17 protein-coding genes are annotated in these 21,307 nt (G+C 69.7%); 7 read left to right on the forward strand and 10 right to left on the reverse strand.

Annotated elements, in window-relative coordinates; translation table 11 throughout:
* Positions 1-16: 16 nt before the first annotated feature.
* On the forward strand, positions 17-1,114 hold the full coding sequence (locus XAN126_RS0102080) for a LacI family DNA-binding transcriptional regulator (RefSeq protein WP_051460533.1): 1,098 nt from the start codon (positions 17-19) through the stop codon (positions 1,112-1,114).
* A complete protein-coding gene (locus XAN126_RS0102085) occupies positions 1,111-1,917 on the forward strand; it encodes an RNA methyltransferase (RefSeq protein ID WP_024276947.1) in 807 nt (268 codons plus the stop codon). Before XAN126_RS0102080 ends, XAN126_RS0102085 begins: the two co-directional genes overlap by 4 nt.
* 230 nt (positions 1,918-2,147) lie before the next feature.
* On the opposite strand, the gene XAN126_RS0102090 is transcribed toward XAN126_RS0102085, so the two are convergent.
* On the reverse strand, positions 2,148-4,085 hold the full coding sequence (locus XAN126_RS0102090; protein ID WP_024276948.1) for a sigma-54-dependent Fis family transcriptional regulator: 1,938 nt from the start codon (positions 4,083-4,085) through the stop codon (positions 2,148-2,150).
* A gap of 274 nt (positions 4,086-4,359) precedes the next feature.
* Between XAN126_RS0102090 and adh the strand changes: the two genes are divergently transcribed.
* Positions 4,360-5,880, forward strand: a complete 1,521-nt coding sequence (adh, locus tag XAN126_RS0102095; RefSeq protein WP_024276949.1) for an aldehyde dehydrogenase — start codon at positions 4,360-4,362, stop codon at positions 5,878-5,880.
* Positions 5,881-6,142: 262 nt separating this feature from the next.
* Here adh and XAN126_RS0102100 read toward each other — a convergent pair whose 3' ends face one another.
* The 9 genes from XAN126_RS0102100 to XAN126_RS0102140 form a co-directional block, all read right to left on the reverse strand.
* On the reverse strand, positions 6,143-7,021 hold the full coding sequence (locus XAN126_RS0102100; protein ID WP_024276950.1) for a hypothetical protein: 879 nt from the start codon (positions 7,019-7,021) through the stop codon (positions 6,143-6,145).
* A gap of 160 nt (positions 7,022-7,181) precedes the next feature.
* Entirely contained in the window at positions 7,182-7,694 is a 513-nt protein-coding gene (gene nuoB / locus XAN126_RS0102105; protein WP_024276951.1) for an NADH-quinone oxidoreductase subunit NuoB, read from the reverse strand.
* Positions 7,694-9,196, reverse strand: coding sequence for a nickel-dependent hydrogenase large subunit (locus tag XAN126_RS0102110; protein ID WP_024276952.1), 1,503 nt, complete (start codon positions 9,194-9,196; stop codon positions 7,694-7,696). The genes nuoB and XAN126_RS0102110 overlap by 1 nt, the downstream gene beginning before the upstream one ends.
* 9 nt (positions 9,197-9,205) lie before the next feature.
* Positions 9,206-10,663 carry a hydrogenase 4 subunit F gene (locus tag XAN126_RS0102115; protein ID WP_029876604.1) on the reverse strand — a complete coding sequence of 486 codons (1,458 nt, stop codon included), beginning with the start codon at positions 10,661-10,663 and terminating at the stop codon, positions 9,206-9,208.
* On the reverse strand, positions 10,660-11,385 hold the full coding sequence (locus XAN126_RS0102120) for a hypothetical protein (RefSeq protein ID WP_024276954.1): 726 nt from the start codon (positions 11,383-11,385) through the stop codon (positions 10,660-10,662). The genes XAN126_RS0102115 and XAN126_RS0102120 overlap by 4 nt, the downstream gene beginning before the upstream one ends.
* A complete protein-coding gene (locus tag XAN126_RS0102125; protein WP_024276955.1) occupies positions 11,385-12,353 on the reverse strand; it encodes an NADH-quinone oxidoreductase subunit H in 969 nt (322 codons plus the stop codon). The genes XAN126_RS0102120 and XAN126_RS0102125 overlap by 1 nt, the downstream gene beginning before the upstream one ends.
* Entirely contained in the window at positions 12,344-14,365 is a 2,022-nt protein-coding gene (hyfB, locus tag XAN126_RS0102130) for a hydrogenase 4 subunit B (RefSeq protein WP_024276956.1), read from the reverse strand. Before hyfB ends, XAN126_RS0102125 begins: the two co-directional genes overlap by 10 nt.
* Before the next feature lies 1 nt (position 14,366).
* Positions 14,367-14,636: a helix-turn-helix domain-containing protein gene (locus XAN126_RS0102135; protein WP_024276957.1), complete on the reverse strand. Its 270-nt coding sequence runs from the start codon at positions 14,634-14,636 to the stop codon at positions 14,367-14,369.
* 142 nt (positions 14,637-14,778) lie between these two features.
* The gene (locus tag XAN126_RS0102140; RefSeq protein WP_024276958.1) at positions 14,779-15,378 is read right to left on the reverse strand and encodes a PadR family transcriptional regulator; all 600 of its coding nucleotides are present in this window, start codon (positions 15,376-15,378) and stop codon (positions 14,779-14,781) included.
* 239 nt (positions 15,379-15,617) lie between these two features.
* Between XAN126_RS0102140 and XAN126_RS0102145 the strand changes: the two genes are divergently transcribed.
* From XAN126_RS0102145 to tsaE, 4 genes are all read left to right on the forward strand, one after another.
* Positions 15,618-16,613: a tyrosine recombinase XerC gene (locus tag XAN126_RS0102145; protein ID WP_024276959.1), complete on the forward strand. Its 996-nt coding sequence runs from the start codon at positions 15,618-15,620 to the stop codon at positions 16,611-16,613.
* A gap of 27 nt (positions 16,614-16,640) precedes the next feature.
* The gene (locus XAN126_RS0102150; protein WP_024276960.1) at positions 16,641-17,051 is read left to right on the forward strand and encodes a VOC family protein; all 411 of its coding nucleotides are present in this window, start codon (positions 16,641-16,643) and stop codon (positions 17,049-17,051) included.
* Positions 17,052-17,195: 144 nt separating this feature from the next.
* On the forward strand, positions 17,196-19,715 hold the full coding sequence (locus XAN126_RS0102155) for a PAS domain-containing sensor histidine kinase (RefSeq protein ID WP_024276961.1): 2,520 nt from the start codon (positions 17,196-17,198) through the stop codon (positions 19,713-19,715).
* Entirely contained in the window at positions 19,712-21,283 is a 1,572-nt protein-coding gene (gene tsaE / locus XAN126_RS0102160; protein WP_024276962.1) for a tRNA (adenosine(37)-N6)-threonylcarbamoyltransferase complex ATPase subunit type 1 TsaE, read from the forward strand. Before XAN126_RS0102155 ends, tsaE begins: the two co-directional genes overlap by 4 nt.
* The last annotated feature ends 24 nt before the right edge of the window (positions 21,284-21,307 follow it).

Raw genomic sequence — 21,307 nt, forward strand, 5'->3', positions numbered from 1 at the left:
GCTATAGGGATGGCCCATGGACGAGACGAATCCTCCTCCGCCGGGTGCCGCTCACCCCGGTGCATCTCCCGCCGGTGCGCCCATCGGCAAGGTGACGCTGCAGGGCCTCGCCCGGGAGCTGGGGCTGTCCACGGCCACCATCTCGCTGGCCCTGCGCGACAGCCCCATGGTCGCCGAGGCGACGCGCCTCAAGGTTCAGGAGGCGGCGCGGGCGCGCGGCTATGTGGCGAACCGCGGCGCCGCCGCGCTGCGCACGGCGCGCACCAACATCGTCGCCCTCGGCCTGCATGACATCGTGAACCCCTCCTTCACCGAGCTGCTGGCGGCGGTGGAGGATGCCCTCTCCGAGGCCGGCAAGACCGTGCTTCTGGGCGTCAGCCAGGAGGATGTGGCGCGCCAGACCCGCACGCTGGGCACGCTGGCGGAATATCGGCCCGACGCCTTCCTCGTCTCGCCGGCCGCCCATTCGCGGGTGGAGGACTTGAAGGCGCTCGCCTCCACCGGCATCGCCGTGGTGCAGGTGACGCGCGAGATCGAGGGCTCCGGCTTCGACTTCGCCGGCTCCGACGACGTGACCGGCGTGGCGCTGGGCGTGGCGCACCTGGTGGCGCTGGGGCATCGGCGCATCGGCATGATCGGCGGCTTCGGCGCCATCTCCACCGGCCGCAAGCGCTTCGCGGGATACAAGGCGGGCCTTGCCGCGGCCGGCATTCCCTTCGATCCGACACTGGTGATGGAAGGTCCGGGCCTGCGCGCGGAAGGCCGCAAGGCCATGGCGCGCCTCCTCGCGCTGGACGAGCCGCCCACCGCCGCCGTGTGCTTCAACGACCTCTCCGCCTTCGGCGCGCTCATGGAGCTGCAGGCGGCCGGTCTTCTCGCGGGCCGCGATTTCTCCCTCGTCGGCTATGACGACATCGAGGAGGCGCGGGTCTGGCACCCGCCGCTCACCACGGTGCACACCTTCATTCCCGAATATGGCCGCGCCGCCGCGACCCTGGCCCTGAAACGCATCGCCGATCCCGGCCGTCCGGTGGAGCGGGCGGTGATGACGCCCGAGCTGGTGGTGCGCGCCAGCACCTGCGCGCCCGTGCCGGTGAAGCGCCGGCCCCTATGATCGTTCCGGTGTCCGAGGCCGACGATCCGCGCATCGCCGCCTTCCGCGCGGTGCGCGAGCGCGATCTGGTGGGGCGGCAGGGCGGCTTCATGGCCGAGGGCGAGGTGGTGCTGCGCCTGCTGGCCGGCCGGCTGGGCACACGCGGCGGCCATCGCCTCTCCTCCGTGCTGCTGTCGCAGGCGCAGGCGGAGCGGCTGTCAGACCTCATCGCCGCGTTGCCGGAAGACCTGCCGGTTTATGTGGCGCCGCAGGCGGTGATGGACGCCATCGTCGGCTTTCACATCCATCGCGGCATCCTTGCGCTGGGCACGGCGCGGCCGCTGCCGGATGCCGGCGCGCTCCTCGACGGGCTGGGGCCGCGCGCGCTGGTGGTGGCGGCCCTCGGCCTCACCAATCACGACAATATGGGCGGCATCTTCCGCAATGCCGCGGCCTTCGGCGCCGATGCGGTGATCCTGGATGACGCCTCATGCGATCCGCTCTACCGCAAGGCGATCCGCGTCTCCGTGGGCGCGAGCCTCGTGGTGCCGTTCGCGCGGGTGGGGGATGCCGGCGTGCTCATCGATCTTCTCGCAGCACGCGGCTTCGAGGCCGTGGCGCTGTCGCCGTCCGGGCGGGAAACCCTCTCCCGCCTCGACCGCCCGCCGCGCGTCGCCGCATTGTTCGGCACCGAGGGGCCGGGCCTTCCGGATGCGGTGATGGCGCGGGTGCGCACGGTGGCCATCCCCATGGCGGAGGGCTTCGACAGCCTGAACGTCGCCACCACCTCGGGCATCGTGCTGCATCATCTGGCGGGGGTGTGAGGGGGGCGTCCTGACGCGGGCGATGGCCCGATCCGTCACCGCCCGCCTTCCGGGCTTTCCGCCGTCATCCCCCGCTCGTCCGGGGGATCCACTCCGTCTTTCGCCCGGTTCGCGCCGATGGGGCACCCCTCTTGCCGCGCAGTGGATCGCCCGCACAAGGCGGGCGATGACGGAATGAGAAAGCGTGCGTCGTCTCCCTCCGCAGCCGGGCACCCACCCGCCCGCGCTCCTCAATGCCCGCGTGCGGCGAGGTGGCGGTGGAGGGTGGAGCGGTGGATGCCGAGGCGGCGGGCGGCGCGGGAGATGTTGCCGTCGCATTCCTTCAGGGCGGCATCCATGGCGGCGCGGGTGACGCTGCCGAGATCGCCGGACAGGCCGGGCGCCGGATCGGCCGCCTGAGATGCCGGGAGCGTTGATGCGGCGGGCGGCTGCGCAGGACCGCGCAGATCGGTTGTCCGCACATCCAGGGGCAGCGCCTCCGGCCCCACCGTTTCGCCGGGTTCGGCCAAAGCGAGCAGCACCTTGAGCACGCCGGTGAGCTGGCGGAAATTGCCCGGCCAGGTATGGCGCGCCAGCACCTCGCGGCAGTCCGGCGAGAGACGCGGCGCATCCGGGCCGGGGCCGGCCATCTCGCGCCACAGGCGCTCCACCAGCGCTTCCCGGTCCGCGAGGCTGCGCAAAGGCGGCAGCGTGACGGTGTATTGGGCGATGCGGAAATAGAGATCGGCGCGGAAGCTGCCGTGCTCCACCAGCATTTTCAGGTCGCGGTGGGAGGCGCAGACGAGGGCGAAATCCACCTTCACCGCCTTGCCGCCTCCCAGCGGTGTCACCTCCCGCTCCTGCAGCACGCGCAACAGGCGGCTCTGGAGGCCGAGGGGCATGTCGCCGATCTCGTCGAGGAAGAGCATCCCGCCGTCCGCCTCGCGGAACAGGCCCTTGAAGCCGGCACGGCGGGCGCCGGTGAAGGCGCCGTCCTCATAGCCGAACAGTTCGGATTCGATGAGCCCTTCCGGCAGGGCCGCACAGTTCACCGCCGCGAAAGTGCCGGCCGCGCGCGGGCCGCGGGCATGGATCTGGCGGGCGAACACCTCCTTGCCGGAGCCGGTCTCGCCCTGGATCAGCACGGGCACGCCCGCATTCATCAGGCGGATGGCACGGCCCAGCGCCTGCTCGGTCTCCGCATCGAAGCTGGGGCCGGCGGGGGCCACGGCGGGGGCCGGCGCGGCGACGGGCGCCGGGGCGGCCCGCACCGGGGCCGGTGACTGCCGCTCCAGCCGCAGCATGACGGCGCCGTTGGGCGTGCGGGCGCGGCGGGCGTCGCCGGGGCGGCCGAGGCTGCCCTCGAACAGTTCGGAGAAGCGCCGCGCGCCCAGGGCATCCCAGCCGAGGCCGAGCAGAGCGAGGCCGGGGCGGTTGGCAGCGACGAGGCGATGGTCCTCGAATACCAGCACGCCCTCGCGCGCGGTGCCGAGGAAGGAGGGGTCGGCGTGGAAGCGCACCACGTCCCGGCCGGGGAAGGCGCCCTCGAACATGCGGTGCTCTACCTGCCCCACCGCCAGCTCCACCAGCGCCAGCGCATGCAGGTGCGGCACGGCGGAGGGGCCGGAAAGGTCGAGCAGGCCCACCAGCTCGCCGAACGGATCATGGATGGGCGCGGCGGCGCAGGTGAGGATGCCGTGCGGCTCGGCATAATGCTCGGCGCCGCGCACCTCGATGCCGCGCCGCTCGATGAGCGCTGTGCCGATGGCATTGGTGCCGCTGTCCGCTTCGCTCCAGCTCACGCCCGGGCGCAGGGCCACCTGCGCGGCGCGGTCGGCGAAATCGGCGCTGCCCACGGTGTCGAGCACGAGGCCGGCGGGATCGGTGAGGATGACGATGCCGCCCGCCGCGCTGGCGCTGAGATGCAGCGCCTCCAGCTCGGGCCGGCAGCGGCGGCGGAGCGCCTCGTACCGCTCGCGGCGGACGGAGAGTTCGCCCTGCGTCAGCGGCTCGGCCTTCAGCCGGCCGCCCACGGGCAGGCCGCGCTCGGCGCAGCGGGTCCAGGAGCGGATGATGGGAAGGGCGAGCGCCTGCTCCGCCCCGGGCGCGCCGGAAAAGAACCGGCGGCGGGCGGTGAGCAGCTCGTCCGGTGGCGGCACCGGCGAGAGGGGCGGAAATGGCGCAGGCATTCGTCCCTCGGCTCGCTTCGCTTCCCTAGCGCGACGTTTCCCGCGGCGACTGTCGCATTTTGCGACAGGTGTCGCGACACCTTGTTCTTATGCGCGACAGTCTCGCACGACTATTCGCCGGCCGTAAAGTCGGGGTTCTGCGTAGGTCCTCCCGACGCGAACAAAATCAAGTTTTCGCAGCATCTTCCCGCACTGCAAATAAAGGCGTGCAGCGCACGTTCGAGAACTGGCACGGCCGCTGCAAATCCTCCTGCACCACCAATGGGAGGAAACAATGAACAGCCCAGCCTTTCTGTCGAGCACTCACACCTCGCCCTTCAAGGCCCGCTATGGCAACTTCATCGGCGGCGCCTTCGTCGAGCCGGTGAACGGCCGCTATTTCGAGAACACCTCCCCCATCACCGGCAAGGTGATCTGCGAGGTCGCCCGCTCCGATGAGCACGACATCGAGCGCGCCCTGGACGCCGCCCACGCCGCCAAGAAGGCCTGGGGCCGCACCTCCGCCGCCGACCGCGCCCTGGTGCTCAACAAGATCGCCGACCGCATGGAGGCCAATCTCGAGCTGATCGCCCGCGCCGAGACCTGGGACAACGGCAAGCCGATCCGCGAGACCATGGCCGCCGACATCCCGCTGGCCATCGACCATTTCCGCTACTTCGCTGCCTGCGTGCGGGCGCAGGAAGGCGCGCTCTCCGAGATCGACCACGACACCGTCGCCTATCATTACCACGAGCCCCTCGGCGTGGTCGGCCAGATCATCCCGTGGAACTTCCCCATCCTGATGGCGGTGTGGAAGCTGGCGCCCGCGCTGGCGGCCGGCAATTGCGTGGTGCTGAAGCCAGCCGAGCAGACCCCCGCCAGCATCCTTCTGGTGGCCGAACTCATCGGCGATCTGCTGCCGCCGGGCGTGCTCAACATCGTCAACGGCTTCGGCCTCGAGGCCGGCAAGCCGCTCGCCTCCTCCACCCGCATCGCCAAGATCGCCTTCACCGGCGAGACCGGCACCGGCCGCCTCATCATGGGCTACGCCAGCCAGAACCTCATCCCGGTGACGCTGGAACTGGGCGGCAAGTCGCCCAACATCTTCTTCGAGGACGTGGCGGCCCACGACGACGACTTCCTCGACAAGGCGGTGGAAGGCTTCGTCATGTTCGCCCTCAACCAGGGCGAGGTCTGCACCTGCCCCAGCCGCGCGCTGGTGCAGGAAAGCATCTTCGACAAGTTCATGGAGAAGGCGCTGGCCCGCGTCGCCGCCATCAAGCAGGGCTCCCCGCTCGATCCCGCGACCATGCTCGGCGCGCAGGCGTCGTCCGAGCAGATGCACAAGATCCTGTCCTATATCGACATCGGCAAGGCCGAGGGGGCCCAGGTGCTGGCCGGCGGCGAGCGCAACATGCTCGACGGCGATCTTGCGGACGGCTTCTACGTGAAGCCCACTGTCTTCCTCGGCACCAACAACATGCGCATCTTCCAGGAAGAGATCTTCGGCCCGGTGGTCTCCGTCGCCACCTTCAAGGACGAGGAAGAGGCGCTTGCCATCGCCAATGACACGCTGTTCGGCCTCGGCGCCGGCGTGTGGACTCGCGATGGCGCGCGCGCCTACCGCATGGGCCGCGAGATCGAGGCGGGCCGCGTGTGGACCAACTGCTACCACGCCTACCCGGCCCACGCGGCCTTCGGCGGCTACAAGCAGTCCGGCATCGGCCGCGAGACCCACAAGATGATGCTCGATCACTACCAGCAGACCAAGAACCTGCTGGTCAGCTATTCGCCCAAGAAGCTCGGCTTCTTCTGAGCGGCGATCCGACTGCCCCCTCCCGGGGCTTCACCGGGGGTGGCCGTGGCCCCGCGCGCGTTTCGTTTCACCGTCCCATCGGCGCGCGCGGTGGCCTCACAAAGCGGCCATCCCCGGCTTTTCCTTTGTGTGCGTGAGTAAAGAAAAAATACGGAGGGCCGACAGCCATGCGCTTCGACCGCAGACCCGTTTCCCCCGGGTCTGCGGCGTCGGTGGTTGGGGGCGTTCTGAGACGGCCTCAAAGGTGCAGGCACATTGGAATTTAGTGGCGGAGCCAGAGCATGTCTGCGTCGCCGACGCATGTCCTGAATTCGTCAATCGAGGACTTCAGACTAAGTAGCGGAATGTTGTAGATAATTTCGCGGTCCGAAAAATCCTGTACAAAATCAATGGTTATGAAATCCCCATTGAGCTTATCGAGGAGATCTGCGGCATTCTGCTCGAGAAATTGCCCTCTAAGGGTTATTCCACGGTCGCCCGTCGGAATTCTATTGTAAGAGGGAATGGCTGAAATCGTAGCTGACGTCAGAATCGTTTGATGGTCCGTGTTATGGCGGTCATCGAGAGTGAACCGACTATCAATCGCGCCACATGGCCGGCGTCGATTGCAGCCCGAATTGACGTGCGCCGTCAGCTCAACTTCAGCCGTCGCGTGGTCTGGGCGCTCCGTCGCCCCCATCCTCAGAATGCAAAGTCGGGACGTTCCACTTGTGCTGCTGTCGAAGGCCGAAAGGATCTTATCATTATGAACCATGATCATATTTTTTGTAGAATAGATTTCGCTTGATTTAGATTGGCGCCATTTATGTGAATGGCGGCCATAGACCTTGGGAATGATCCAGACGTCGCCGAGCTTGAAACTATCAATGAATTCGGGTTGCGGCTCCTCCGTCCAGACCTCGAGAGTCCGGTCGTCGCTCCATCGCAGGAAGAGGTCGGCCAGTCCGTGGGTGAAATCGAAGTGGTGCTCTGACCCATCCTTCTTACGGATCAGAAGGCGGCCGTTTCCTTCGTCGCCCGTCAGCAAATTCTCCGCGACGAGAGTTCCGTCTGGTGAGGTACGCCTGCTCAAAACCGACACATCAGCAACGCCGCACCCGGCGAGGAGAAGGAAGAGGAGTGTGGAGACGAGGCGATGCATGGTGCCTGCATAATCACGCGACAATCCTTGCGGTCAATGTCGAATGGGGCGCCTCGGTCACGCGAAGGTGCTGGGATTGTTGGAGTGGTTCTCCTTGCCTGAGCCCCCCCCCGCGGGCGCCGCGTTCAGATGCGGGCTTGGGCGTTCCTTTGCGATCGTTTCACTCCTTCCCCGCCTTCAGCAGCGCCAGCAGCCCCGTCAGCAGGTCCACCGGCGTCGGCGGGCAGCCGGGGATCTTGAGATCCACCGGCACCACGGCCCCGGCACCGTCCGTCACCGCATAGCTGCCCGCGAAGATGCCGCCATTGATGGCGCAGTCGCCGGCCGCCACCACCCATTTCGGGCCGGGCGTGGCGTCATAGGTGCGCTTCAGCGCCTCGGCCATGTTCTTCGCCACCGGGCCGGTCACCAGCAGCACGTCCGCATGGCGGGGCGAGGCGACGAAGCGGATGCCGAAGCGGTCGAGATCGTAGAAGGCGTTGCCCAGCGCGTGGATTTCCAGCTCGCAGCCGTTGCACGAGCCCGCATCCACCTCGCGGATGGAGAGGCTGCGGCCGAGCCGGGCGCGGGCGGCGGCGTCGAGCTCGCGCGCAAGGGCCTCCACCGCCGCGTCGTCGGGGCCTTTCTCGGTAAGCGGGGCCTTGAGGAGGCCCTGAAGCAGGAGCTTCCGCATCACAGGTCCACCCCCGAATAGGAGCAGTTGAAGGATTTGTTGCAGAGGGGGAAGTCAGCGACGATGTTGCCCTCGATGGCGGTCTCCAGCAGTGGCCACTGGAACCAGGAGGGATCGCGCAGATGCGCCCGGCGCACGCGCCCGTCGCTCTCCAGCGCCACGAAGGCGAAGACATCGCCCCGGAAGCTCTCCACCAGCGCCACGCCCTCGCCGCCGCTCGCCGGCACGGGCACTGTTATGTCGCCCTTGGGCAGCGTGTCGAGCAGGCGGATGATGAGGCCGAGGCTTTCCTCCACCTCGCGGATGCGCACCCACACGCGGGCGTTCACGTCGCCATCCGAGCGCACAGGCACCTCGAACGGCAGCCGGTCGTAGGGCGGATAGGGCAGAGCGCGGCGCGCATCGAAGCCGCGACCGGAGGCGCGGCCGACGAACCCGCCGGCCCCGAATTGGCGCACATAGTCCGGCTTGGTGAAGCCGGTGCTCACCGTGCGGTCCTGCAGCGAGGCGGTCTCGTCATAGAGGCGGACGAGGGCGGGGAAGGCGCGGCGCACCTCGGCCACCATGGCCTTCACGCCCGCGATGCCCTCCGCCGGAATGTCCTGCGCCACGCCGCCGGGCACCACGCGGTCCATCATCAGCCGGTGGCCGAAAGCGCGGGCCGAGGCGCGCAGCACGCGCTCGCGCAGCACGCCGCAATGGGCCAGCATGAGCGCGAAGGCGGCATCGTTGCAGATGGCGCCGATGTCGCCGAGATGGTTGGCGAGGCGCTCCAGCTCCGCCATCAGACCGCGCAAGGCATGGGCGCGCTCCGGCACGGCGACGCCGCGCGCGGCTTCCACGGCGCGGCAGAAGGCGAGCGCATAGGCCACCGTGGCGTCGCCCGAATGGCGCCCGGCAATGCGCGCAGCCTCTTCCGGCGCGCGGCCGGCCATGAGGGATTCCATGCCCTTGTGGACGTAGCCGAGGCGTTCCTCCAGCCGCACCACCGTCTCGCCATAGGCGGAGAAGCGGAAATGGCCGGGCTCGATGATGCCGGCATGGACCGGGCCGACAGGAATCTGGTGCAGCCCCTCGCCCTCCACCGGCAGCACCGGATAGGCCTCGCCCGCGCCCGCATCGGGGGTGGCGGCGCCGAGCGGCGCGCGCACGCCCCAGCGGGCATGATCCAGCCACGGGCGCAGATCGGGCGCGCCCACGGGCGTCAGGCCGAAGAGGTCGCGGATGGTCCGCTCCAGCCGGGCGGCGGGGGGATGGTGGCGTGCCACGGATGGGAAAGCGCCGGTGGGGCAGGGGAGGCTCGCGAGGGCGAGGCGGCCGGTGGCCTCCTCCAGCAGCGCCATGTGGACGGCGCCGCTATCCCCGAACAGGGCCGAGAGCGTGAGCCGGCCGGCGGCCAGCTCCGCGCAGAGGCCGGTCCATTCCGCCTCGTTCACGCTCACGCGCGGCCAGGGGCGGCAGATGGTGCCGTTGCGGGCGAAGAGATCGGAGAGGTTGACCATGCCGCCCTCCTAGCCCAGCACCGCGGCCACGTGGCGGAACCACGCGACCAGTTCCGGCGGCAGATAGAGCCCGGCGGCGAAGACGAGGGCGAGGTGCACGCCCATGGGCACAAAACTCGCCTTCACCGGATCGGTGCCCGGGCTCGGTTCGCCGAAGGCGATGGCGGAGAGCTTCACCATCAGCGCGCCGAAGGCGATGAGCAGCCCCAGGACGAGGATCAGTGCCAGCCACGGCCGGGCGCCGAAGGCGCTCGTCACCACCAGGAACTCGCTCATGAACACCCCGGCCGGCGGCAGGCCGGCGATGGCGACGACGCCGGCGACGAGGCTCCAGCCGAGCAGGGGGTGTGAGGTGGTGAGGCCGCGGATCTGCGCCAGTTCCTGCGTGCCCTTCACCTGACAGGCATGGCCCACGGCGAAGAAGATTGCGGACTTGGTGAGGCTGTGCATGGTCATGTGCAGCAGCCCGGCGAAATTCGCCAGCGGCCCGCCGAGCCCGAAGGCGAAGGCGATGATGCCCATGTGCTCGATTGAGGAATAGGCGAACAGCCGTTTGATGTCGCGCCGCCGGTACAGCATGAAGCCGGCGAGCAGCAGGGAGCCGAGGCCCATGGCCATCATCAGCGGCCCCGGCGCCAGCGTGCCGGGATGGGCGGCGAGCAGCGACTTGAAGCGCAGCACCGCGAACAGCGCCACGTTGAGCAGCAGGCCCGACAGCACCGCCGAGATGGGGGTGGGGCCTTCGGAATGCGCATCCGGCAGCCAAGCATGGAGCGGCGCGAGGCCCACCTTGGTGCCGTACCCGAGCAGCAGGAACACGAAGGCGACATTGAGCAAGGCGGGGTCGAACTCGCGGGCGTGCTTCATCAGCACGCTCCAGATCATCCCATCCGTGCCTTCGCCCACCACAGGCTGGGCCACCATGTAGACGAGGATGGTGCCGAACAGGGCAAGCGCGATGCCCACCGAGCCGAGCATGAAGTATTTCCACGCCGCCTCGATGGCCGCCTCGGTGCGGTAGAGGCCGACCATGAGCACGGTGGTCAGCGTCGCCACCTCGATGGACACCCACATGACGCCGAGATTGTTGGAGAGCAGCGCCAGCGTCATGGCGCCGAGCAGCACCTGATACATGGCGTGGTAGAAGCGCAGGTTGAGCGGCGTCAGCCGCCCGGTCTCCAGCTCGTGGGCGATGTAGCCGGCGGAAAACCAGGCGGTGGTGAAGGCGACGAAGGTGTTCAGCACCACGAAGACGATGTTGAGATCGTCGACGATCAGGAACGGCCCCTGAATCCGCGGCGCGCCGAGCAGCAGCAGCGCCAGCGCGAAGGTGAGGCCGCAGGCGGCGACGTTGAGGAACGCGCCCACGCGATAGGAGGGCACCAGCGCCAGCAGCACGGCGCTTGCGGCCGGCACGGCCACCAGCAGGGGGGCGGGATCTACGAGGAGGCCGGACAGGAGGTTCATGCGCGCCCTCCCCGGAAGCGGTCGAGGGCGTCCACGTCGACGGTGTCGAACCGCTCGCGGATGCGGAACAGGAAGATGCCGATGACGATGAGGGCGATGAGCACCGAGAAGGCGACGGAAATCTCCACCACCAGCGGCATCCCCTTGGCCCCCGTGGCGGCGAGGATGAGCCCGTTCTCCAGCGACATGAAGCCGATGACCTGGCTCACCGCATTGCGCCGCGTCACCATCATCAGGAGGCCCAGCAGCACCACGGAAAGGGCGAAGGCGAGATCCTCCCGCGCCAGCGCATCCGCCGCGCCGCCCACATCGGCGGTGGCCTTCAGCATGACCACGAGGGAGAGCGCCACGAGGGCGATGCCCGCGAGCATGGTGGGGCCGATGGAGACCACCGTCTCCACCTGCCGGTGGATGCCGAGACGCTTGACCATGCGCGCCAGCGCCAGCGGGATCACCACCGCCTTGAACACGAGGGCGATGGCGGCGGTGACATAAAGGTGCGGCGCGTCCTGCGCCAGCGCCTGCCAGCCCACGGAGAGGGAGAGCACCACCGCCTGCAAAGCGAACACTTTCAGCAGGGCATAGAGCCGGTCCTGATAGAGCATCAGGAAGCTGATGAGCACCAGCGCGCCGGCGAACAGATGGGCCACGTCGAACACGAGGCTCGCCGAGAGGGCGGCGTCCAGCGGCGTTCCGTGCGCGATTTCCAGCGTGCGGTCCATCACAGGATCCTCGACACGAAGAGGAGCAGGGTGCCGAGCAGCCCCAGCATGAGCGCGGCGCCGAGGAAGTCCGGCACGCGGAACACCCGCATCTTGGCAATCGACGTCTCGAACACCGCGAGCAGCACCGCGCCCGCCGCGAGCTTCAAGCCATAGCTCGCCATGCCCAGCACCACCGCGCCCGCCCCGGCGCCGGCCGGCGCCAGCCCCCACGGCACGAACACGCAGGCGACGAGGGAGATGAAGAGCAGCAGCTTCAGCTGCGCGGCCAGTTCGATGAGCGCGAGGTGGCGGCCGGAATATTCCAGAACCATGGCCTCATGGACCATGGTCAGCTCCAGATGGGTGGCGGGATTGTCCACCGGGATGCGCCCGTTCTCCGCCACCGCGACGATGGCCAATGCAACGAGCGCCAGCGCCAGCGACACGCGCAGGCCGACGCCCGCGACCATCACCGAGGCGATGGTGGAGAGCTGGGTGGAATGGGCGACGAGGGCGAGGGAGAAGACGATCATGATCATCGCTGGCTCGGCTAGCGACGAGATCATCACCTCCCGGCTCGACCCGATGCCGCCGAAGCTGGTGCCCACGTCCATGCCTGCGAGCGCGAGGAAGAAGCGGGCCGAGCCGAGCAGCGCGGTAATCACGATGAGGTCCGCCGACCAGGAGAAGATGAGCCCGGTGCCGAAGGTGGGCACCAGAGCCGCCGCCACCCAGGTCGCGGCGAAGAGAAGGTAGGGCACGGCGCGGAACAGCCAGGAGGCGTTGTGGGCGAGCACCGCCTCCTTGTTGAGGAGCCGCGCGAGGTCGCGATAGGGCTGGAACACGGAGGCGCCGCGCCGCCGGGTGAGGCGCGCCTTCACCTTGCGCACGAGGCCGGTGAGCAGCGGCGCCAGCGCCAGCACCAGCAGCATCTGGGTGCCCTGCACCAGAAGGTTCGCGATCTGGAGGTTCGCCATCAGGTCCATAGCGCCAGCACCAGCAGCAGGAGGACGAGGGCGCCGAAGACCAGCGCCAGATATTGGCGGATGGTGAGATATTGCAGGCGGTTGGCCCGCGTCGCGATGCGTTCCACCAGCCCCGCCAGGGGCAGGAACAGGAAGGCCCAGGCGGGATCGCGGGCGGTGATCTCGATACGCGCCGGGGCGAGCGCGCCGGGCGGCGGCATCTCCACCCGTTCGCGGGCGGCGAACAGGGTGCGGGCGAACACCCGGCGGATGGGCTGGGCGAAGGAGCCGGCGGAATATTGCGTCACCGGATCGGCATTGGGAAAGCCGCAGTCCCACGGCGGCGCGCGGCGCACCGCGCCGGTGGCGAGGCGGTGGATGATGAAGGCGGTGAGCAGCGCCGAGGAGGCGATGAAGAGAAAGACGAGGAGACCGTTATAGGACGAGCGGCTTTCCGCCACCGGCACGATGGAGAGCCAGGCCACTTCGCTCTGCGCCGGCATCTTCACGCCGATGAGTGTCGTCACCGCCGGCTGGAGCGCGTCGATGACGAGGCCGGGGAACAGGCCGGCGGCGACGCAGATGGCGGCGAGCGCGATCATCGCCGCGCGGGAGAAGGCGTCCACCTCATGGGCGTTCGCTGCCTGTTCGCTGCGTGGCCGGCCGAGGAAGACGATGCCATAGAGCCGCACGAAGCACGCCGCCGCCAGCGCCGCCGCCAGCGCCAGCAGGGCGCCCGCCGCCGGCACCGAGAGTTTCAGGCCCCAGGCCGGCAGTTCGGGACTGAGCAGGATCGCCTGGAACACCAGCCATTCGGAGGCGAAGCCGTTCAGCGGCGGCAAAGCCGAGATGGCCGCCGCGCCGATCAGCATGACCACCGATGTCACGGGCATGCGGTGGATGAGCCCGCCGAGGCGGTCCATCACCCGCGACCCGGTGGCGGTGAGCACCGCGCCGGCGCCGAAGAAGAGCAGGCTCTTCATGGCCGCGTGGTTGAACACGTGGAACAGCGCCGCGGTGAAGGCCAGCGCCGCCGCCCCGCCGAAGCCCGAGGCCTTGAAGGCGAGGGCAAGGCCGAGGCCGACGAAGATGAGGCCGATGTTCTCGATGGTGGAGAAGGCGAGCACGCGCTTGGTGTCGCTCTGCAGCAGCGCCTGCAGCACGCCGACGACGCCGGCAATGGCGCCCGCGACGATCACCGGAATGCCCCACCACCAGTCCGGCGGGCCGGCGAGATCGAACACGATGCGGATGAAGCCGTAGACGGCCACCTTGGTCATCACCCCGCTCATGAGCGCGGAGACGTGGCTCGGCGCGGCGGGGTGGGCCAGCGGCAGCCAGACGTGCAGCGGCACGAGGCCGGCCTTGGAGCCGGCACCGAGCAGCGCGAGCACCAGCACGACAGCCCCGGCCCAGCCGGTGGGCGGCGCGGCGCGCATGGCCTCGAAGGTGAAGCCCCCGCCGCCCGCCGCCAGCAGGCCGAAGGCCAGCATCAGCGCCAGCGTGCCGAACGAGGCCATAAGGATATAGACGAGGCCCGCCTGCACATTGCCGGCCTCCTTGTCGTGGGAGATCACCAGCGCCCAGGAGGCGAGCGACATGAATTCCCACGCCAGCAGGAAGGTGTAGGCGTCCGCCGCCAGCGGCACGAGGTTCATGCCGGCGAGGAAGGCGGGGAAGAAGGGCAGCACCCGCTCGGGCGCATGGTCGTGCCGGCCGTAGCCGAGGCCGTAGAGGCTCGCTGCCGCCCCGCCCAGATTCACCACGACGAGGAAGACGGCGGAGAGCGCATCAAGCCTAAGATTGGCGCCGATCCACGGAATGCCCAGCGGCAGCACGAGGCCGCTCGTGGGCGCGGCGATGGCGGTGAGGGCCGAGACGGCGGCAAGGAGCGTCACCGCCAGCGCGCCGCCATAGACCATGGGGCGTCCGAGAGGTCCGCGCGCGAGCACGGCACCGGCCACCGCCAGCACGAGCAGCGCGGCCACCGCGGAAAGGGCAGCGAGAAGCTGGACCGTGGGAGCGAGAGCCATCTCAGTCCCCCGATGGCCGGGGCGCCGGCGTCTTGAGGCGCACGCCGCGTCCGCCGCTGTCGCTCACCACGCCTTCGCCGATGAGATCGACGCCGGCGGCATCCAGCGCGCCCACCAGCTTCATCAGCGAATCCACATTGCCGCGGATCACGCCGTCGCTGGCTTCCATGCGCTGGATGGTGGGGAGCGAGAGGCCGCACAGGCCGGCAAGGGCGCGCTGGTCGAGGCCGAGGATGGCGCGGGCGGCACGGAGCTGGGCAGCTGTTATCATGATCGCTGACGGCAGGCGTTATGCGTGATTTGTGCTGCTTACACCCGGTCTATTAAGCGATCAAGCATTATTAGTGATGTTTAAAACATCGCTTCGTCGCGAGGGCGGGCGCTGGGGTCGGCGCCCGCCCTGTCCGCGTGGCTCACGCCTCGCGGATGTCGTTGGCCACGCGGGCGAGGATCTCGACGATCCGCGTCTCGGCGCCCCGGTTCTGCTCCAGCTTCTCGCGGGAAACATCGCGCAGGTTTTCCAGCGCGGCTTCCACCAGACGGGGCAGCTCGGCGCCGTGGCTCGGGCCGCTCTCGCTCCAGCCCATCCACTTCTTCACGCGGCCCATCTTGAGGCCGATCTCGGACAGCCGGCCGATGATGGCGTCGGCGAAGTCGCGGTTCTCGGCGAGGTAGGCGCGGCCCTCCTCGGTGATGGCGTAGCGCTTCTTCGAGCCGTCCGCCTCGGCGGTCACATAGCCCGCCTCTTCCAGGAAGGTGAGTGTGGGATAGACCACGCCCGGGCTTGGCGAATACCAGCCGGCGGTCTTCTCCTCGATCAGCTTGATGATCTCGTAGCCGTGGCGCGGCTGCTCGGCGATGAGCGACAGGGCCAGCAGCTTGAGGTCGCCCTGGGCCAGCATGCGGCCGATGCGGAACATGTCGCCGCCGCCGCGGCCACCGCGTCCGCCCGGTCCGCCGCGATGGCCACCGAACTCGCCATGGCCACGGCCGGCGAACTCATGTTCTGCCATCTCGCGGCCGCTGAACTCACCGCCCATTTCGCCGCCAAAGCCGCGGCCACGGCGGGCGTCCCGCCAGTCTCGTCTGCATCCGAACATTCGGAAGTCTCCTTAGATATGTCGTTAGATATAGCGACCATGGTTATATCGTTCGATATATCTGGATGACAAGGGGCCCCTCCGAAAAATCCGTTCAGCCTTTCTGAAGGCCCGCGCTTGCAGGATCGGCCCGATCGCCGGAGTCTCCCGCCATGGCCATGTCAGATCAGGATCGCGCCGCGCGCGCCGCCCACGGCCTCGCCAGTGCCGCCGCGCCGGATGTGGCGGCCGCCGTCGAGGGCTGGCTGGCGCGCCTTGCCCACGAACGGCGGCTCTCGGCCAAGACGCTGGAGGCCTATGCCCGCGATCTTTCGGTGGTGCTCGGCCGGCTCACCGACCATCTCGGCAAGCGCCCGACGCTTCCCGACCTCGCCGCTCTGGCCCCGGCGGACGTGCGGGCCGTGCTCGCCTCCCGCCGGGCCGAGGGCGTCGCGCCGCGCACGCTGGTGCGCCTGCTCGCCGCCGCACGCTCCTTCGGCCGGCATCTGGAGCGGGAAGGGCAGGGCAAGGTCGGCGCGCTCACGGCGGTGCGCGCGCCCAAGGTGCCGAAGGGCCTGCCCAAGCCCGTCTCCGTCGCCGCCGCCCGCGCGCTCTCCGATCCCGACACCCGGGCCGGCGAGACGCGGGAGGCGTGGGTGCTGGCCCGCGACGCGGCAGTGATCGCCCTGCTCTACGGGGCGGGCCTGCGCATCTCGGAGGCGCTGGGCCTGTCGGCGGGGATGATGTCGCCCGGCACGACGCAGATCACGGTGATCGGCAAGGGCAACAAGACGCGCATGGTGCCGTTGATCGCCCCGGTCCTCGCGGCGGTGGATGCCTATCGCGGTCTCTGTCCTTATCCTCTGGCGCCGGACAAGCCACTGTTCCGGGGTGCGCGGGGCGGGCCGCTCTCGCCGCGCATCGTGCAATTGGCGGTGGAGCGGATGCGCGGCGCGCTGGGGCTGCCCGACAGCGCGACGCCTCACGCCCTGCGCCATTCCTTCGCCACTCACCTTCTCTCGCGTGGGGGCGACCTGCGCGCGATCCAGGAATTGCTCGGCCACGCCTCGCTCTCCACGACCCAGATCTATACGCAGGTGGATGCGGCGGCCCTCATGAATGCCTGGCGCGCTGCGCACCCGCGTGCCCGCGCGCAAACAGGGAACTGACGCATGACGTTCTCGCCGATCCGCCCCATCATCGAGCATCTGTCCGTCACCACCGTGGACCTTGTCCGTGCGGTGCGCTTCTACGATGCGGTGCTGGCGCCCCTCGGCCTCGTGCGGGTGGCGGATTATGACGAGCCGGAGGGCGCGTCCGCCTGCTGGGGTCCGCCGGGCACCCTGCCGGCGCCGGAGGGCGTGCCGGGCGCGGCCCCTTTCTGGGTGCAGTTGCGCGAAGGGCCCGTGACGCCGCCGCCGGGCACCCACATCGCCTTCTGCGCGGCGGATCGGGCGGCGGTGGAGGCTTTTCATGCGGCGGGCCTCGCCACCGGCGGAACGGACTACGGCGCGCCGGGCCTGCGGCCCCAGTATGGCCCCGGCTATTACGCCTCGTTCCTGATAGACCCGGACGGCTGGCGCATCGAGGCCGTCGCCTACGTGTAGGGCTGCGCTGGTTTGCCGGCTGTGGGTCGGCGGCGGTCTGCCCTTTCAATGCCGGCAAGCGCTCCGTTATCCTTCGCAAGTGATTCGCGGCGCGCCGCAGAGAGGCTGCGGCAGCCGCAGGGCAGGGGAAGGACACCGGGGCGAATGGCGGAGCGCATCCGGAGGAGCGGCGCGCGGCGCCCGGCGCGCGGGCGCAGGCAGGGGCCAGCCCCGGCGACGGGATGCACGAATTTCTGCGTCGGTACCCGGACCGCGCTGTTCGGCTCCTTTCTCCTCGCCACCACCGCCCTCGCCGGCACTCCGGCCGCCGCCGACGGCTGGAGCATCGCCATGAGCGCGGCCGAGGCGCTGTGGCCGGTCATCGCCCTGTCGGCCTGCGCCGTCGCCGGTCTGGTCGCCTTGAGGTCCCGCCGGGTGGCTGCCGATCTCGGCGCGCGTATGGACAAGGCCGAGGCCGAGGCCCGCGATGCCGGCGCCGCCGCCGCCCGGGCCCGGGCGGAAGCCCATGCCGCGCGCTCCCTCCTCACCGCCGGTGCGCCCGCTTTCATGACCTGGAGCGGCCGCGCGCTCCCGGTGGATGTGCACGGCGCGACGCCGGAAGCCTTCCGCGCCAGCCTCGGCGGCGCCTCCGTTGCTCTCGACCGCGCGCTGGAGCAACTGCGCCGGGAAGACGGCACCGTTTCTCAGCTGGTGGACACCCCGGCCGGTCCCGCGCGGTTGGAAGGCCACAGCCTCGGCGGCGCGGGCGTGCTGCTCCTGCGTCCGGCTGATGCCGTGGATACCGCCACAAAAGCGGATGCCGCCGATTTCGCCGAGGCGGAGCGGATGGCCCATGGCCTCGCCGCCGCTCTCGATGCCGCTGCGGCGCCCGCTTGGCTGCGCCGGCCGGATGGCACGCTGGTCTATGTGAATCCCGCCTTCGCCACCGCGGTGGGGGCGCCTTCGGCCGCCGAGGCGCGCGCCGCCGGCCTCGATCTGCTCGACACCCGCATCCGCAGCGCCGCGCTCACCGCAGAGGGGGCGGCCGGCACCTTCCGCCAGCGGGTGAAGGCGGTTGCGAGTGGCCAGCGACGGCAGATGGACGTGGTGGAGGTGGCCGGCCCCTTCGGCACCGCCGGCATCGCCATCGACGTGACCGGCGAGGATGTGGCGAAGGCCGAGACCGCCCGCACCGTCGCCGCCCACCAGCGCACGCTGGACCAGCTCACCACCGCCGTGGCCATCTTCGGCGCCGACGAGCGCCTCGTCTTCCACAATGCGGCCTATGAGCGCCTGTTCGATCTCGCCCCCGGCTTGCTCGACCAGCGCCCGCCGGAAAACGAGATTCTCGAAGACCTGCGCCGCCGCCGCAAGGTGCCGGAGCAGGCGGATTTCCGCGCGTGGCGGGCGCAGCTGCGCGAGGCCTATCGCGCCATCGAGCCGGTGAACGACTGGTGGCACCTGCCCGGCGGGCAGATGCTGCGCGTGGTCATCACGCCCAATGCCGAGGGCGGCATTACCTATCTGTTCGACGATTTGTCCGAGCATCTGGCGCTGGAGAGCCGCTACAACAGCCTCATCCGCATCCAGGGCGAGACGCTGGACGGCCTCGCCGAGGCGGTGGCGGTGTTTGGCGCCGACGGGCGGCTCAATCTCTACAATCAGGCCTTCCTCGCGCTCTGGTCCCTCGACGCCCAGGCCATGGGCGACAAGCCCCATGTGGACGCGGTGGCCGCCATGTGCCGTCCGCTCTATGGCGAGACGGCCGCCTTCTCCCGCATCCGCCAGGCGGTGACGGCCATCGGCCCGCGCGAGGTCATGACGCTGCGCGTCGAGCGCCCGGACGGCCGGGTGCTCGACGGCGCCACCCAGCCGCTACCGGACGGCGGCACCATGGTGACGTTCCGCGATGTCACCGACAGCGTGAAGGTGGAGCGGGCGCTGACCGAGCGCGCCGAGGCGCTGGAGGCGGCGGACAAGCTGAAGAACGCCTTCGTCGGTCACGTCTCCTACCATTTGCGCACGCCCCTCAACACCCTGATGGGTTATGCCGACATGCTGCGCGAGGGCCTTGCCGGCCCGCTCAACGACCGCCAGCGCGACTATCTCGACCACATGCGCCAGTCCTCGGACCTGCTGCGCGCCCTCATCGACGACATTCTCGACCTCGCCACCATCGATGCCGGCGCCATGGAGCTGGATCTCGCCGAGGTGGACGTGCGCGAGCTGGTGCTCTCCGTCGCCGATGCGGTGCGCGACAGCGTGGACGAGGCGCGGCTTTCCCTTGCCGTGAACATCGATCCCGCCGCCGGCGTCTTCGTCGCCGATGCGCGGCGGCTCCGGCAGATCCTGTTCAATCTCCTGTCCAACGCCATCGCCGTCTCGCCCGAGGGCGCCACCGTGACGCTCGGCGCCGCACGGCGCGACGGTGCGCTGGTGTTCACCGTGCGCGACGAAGGGCCGGGCGTGCCGGCGGAGGTGAAGGAGACGCTGTTCGATCGCTTCGAGAGCCGCAGTGCCGGCCCGCGCCACCGCGGGGTGGGCCTCGGCCTTGCCATCGTGCGCTCCTTCGTGAGCCTGCACGGCGGCTCGGTCACGGTGGGGCCGGCGTCCGCGACGCGCGGCACGCTCGCCACCTGCATCTTCCCGCTCGAAGGCGAGCGCCGGCGGGAGGCTGCCGAATGAGCATCGTGCTGGAACGCCTTGAAGGTCAGCCGGTGGCTTGCCGCGTGGTGCTGAAGGACCTCGCCGCCACCAGCCGCCTCGCTTCGCTCATCGCCAGCTGGTTCGGGGGCAAGGACACCATCACCCTCACCGGCGACCTCGGTGCCGGCAAGACGGAGTTGGCCCGCGCGCTCATCCGCGCCTTCGCCGACGATCCCGCCGTGGACGTGCCGAGCCCCACCTTCCCGATCCTCATCACCTACGACTTTCCCCGCGGCCGGGTGGTGCACGCCGACCTCTACCGCATCCAGGAGCCGGGCGAGCTGGACGAGCTCGGCTGGGACGAGATGCGCGAGAACGCGCTCCTCATGGTGGAATGGCCCGAGCGCGCCGAGGAGCGCCTGCCGGCCGACCGTCTCGATGTGGCGCTCTATCTTGCCGCCGGCACGCGGGACGCGGCCGATCTCGGCCCGGAGGCGCGCATCGCCATCGTCACCGGATATGGCAAGTTCGGGGCGCGGCTCGACCGGCTGATGATCGCCCAGTCGCTTATCGAGCAGAGCGGCTTTGCCGAGGCGGCGCACCGATTCCTGCAGGGCGACGCCTCCGCCCGCTCCTACAGCCGCCTCGTGCTGGGCGATCGTTCCGCCATCGTCATGAACGCGCCGCGCCAGCCGGACGGGCCGCCGCTGAAGCGCGGCCTGCCCTACAGCCAGCTCGTGCATCTGGCGGAAGACGTGAAGCCCTTCGTCGCCATGGACCGGGCCCTGCTGGCGCAAGGGCTCTCCGCCCCGCTGATCTATTCGGCGGATCTGGAGGCCGGCATCCTCGTGCTGGAGGATCTTGGACCGGAATTCGTGGTGGCCGGCACCCCGCCCGCCCCGGTGCCGGAGCGCTATCGCCTCGCGGTGGAGGTGCTCGCCACCTTGCATAGCCGGCCTTTGCCGCGCACGCTGAACATCGCGCCACGGGTGGAGCGGGCGCTGCCGCCCTACGACGTCGCCGCCATGCTCACCGAAATCGACCTGATGCTGGACTGGTACCTGCCGTCCCGCGGCATCCGACTCGACGGGGTGGTGCGCGAGGAGTTCCGCCTGCTGTGGCGCAGCGCGCTCAACCCGGCCATGGCCGAGCCGCCCACCTGGGTGCTGCGCGACTATCACTCCCCCAACCTCATCTGGCTGCCCCAGCGGGAGGGGCTGCGCCGCATCGGCCTCATCGATTTCCAGGACGCGGTGATGGGGCCGGCCGCCTATGACGTGGTGTCGCTGGCGCAGGATGCGCGGGTGGACGTGCCGGAGGAGCTGGAGCTCGAACTCGTGCGCCGCTACGTGGCGATGCGCCGCGAGGCGGACCCCACCTTCGATCCCCGCAGCTTCGCCCGCACCTATGCGCTGATGGGCGCCCAGCGGGCCAGCAAGATCCTCGGCATCTTCACCCGCCTCAACGATCGCGATGGCAAGCCGCATTATCTCAAGCACCTGCCGCGCATCCGGCGCTATCTCGCCCGCTGCCTCGCCCATGAGGAGCTGGGATCGCTGCGCATGTGGTATGAGGCGGTGCTGCCATCGAAGGACCTCTCCGCGTGACCGCTGCCCCCGACACGCTGCTTG

Origin of the sequence: Xanthobacter sp. 126 (assembly GCF_000526175.1) — a bacterium.
GTDB lineage: Bacteria > Pseudomonadota > Alphaproteobacteria > Rhizobiales > Xanthobacteraceae > Xanthobacter > Xanthobacter aminoxidans.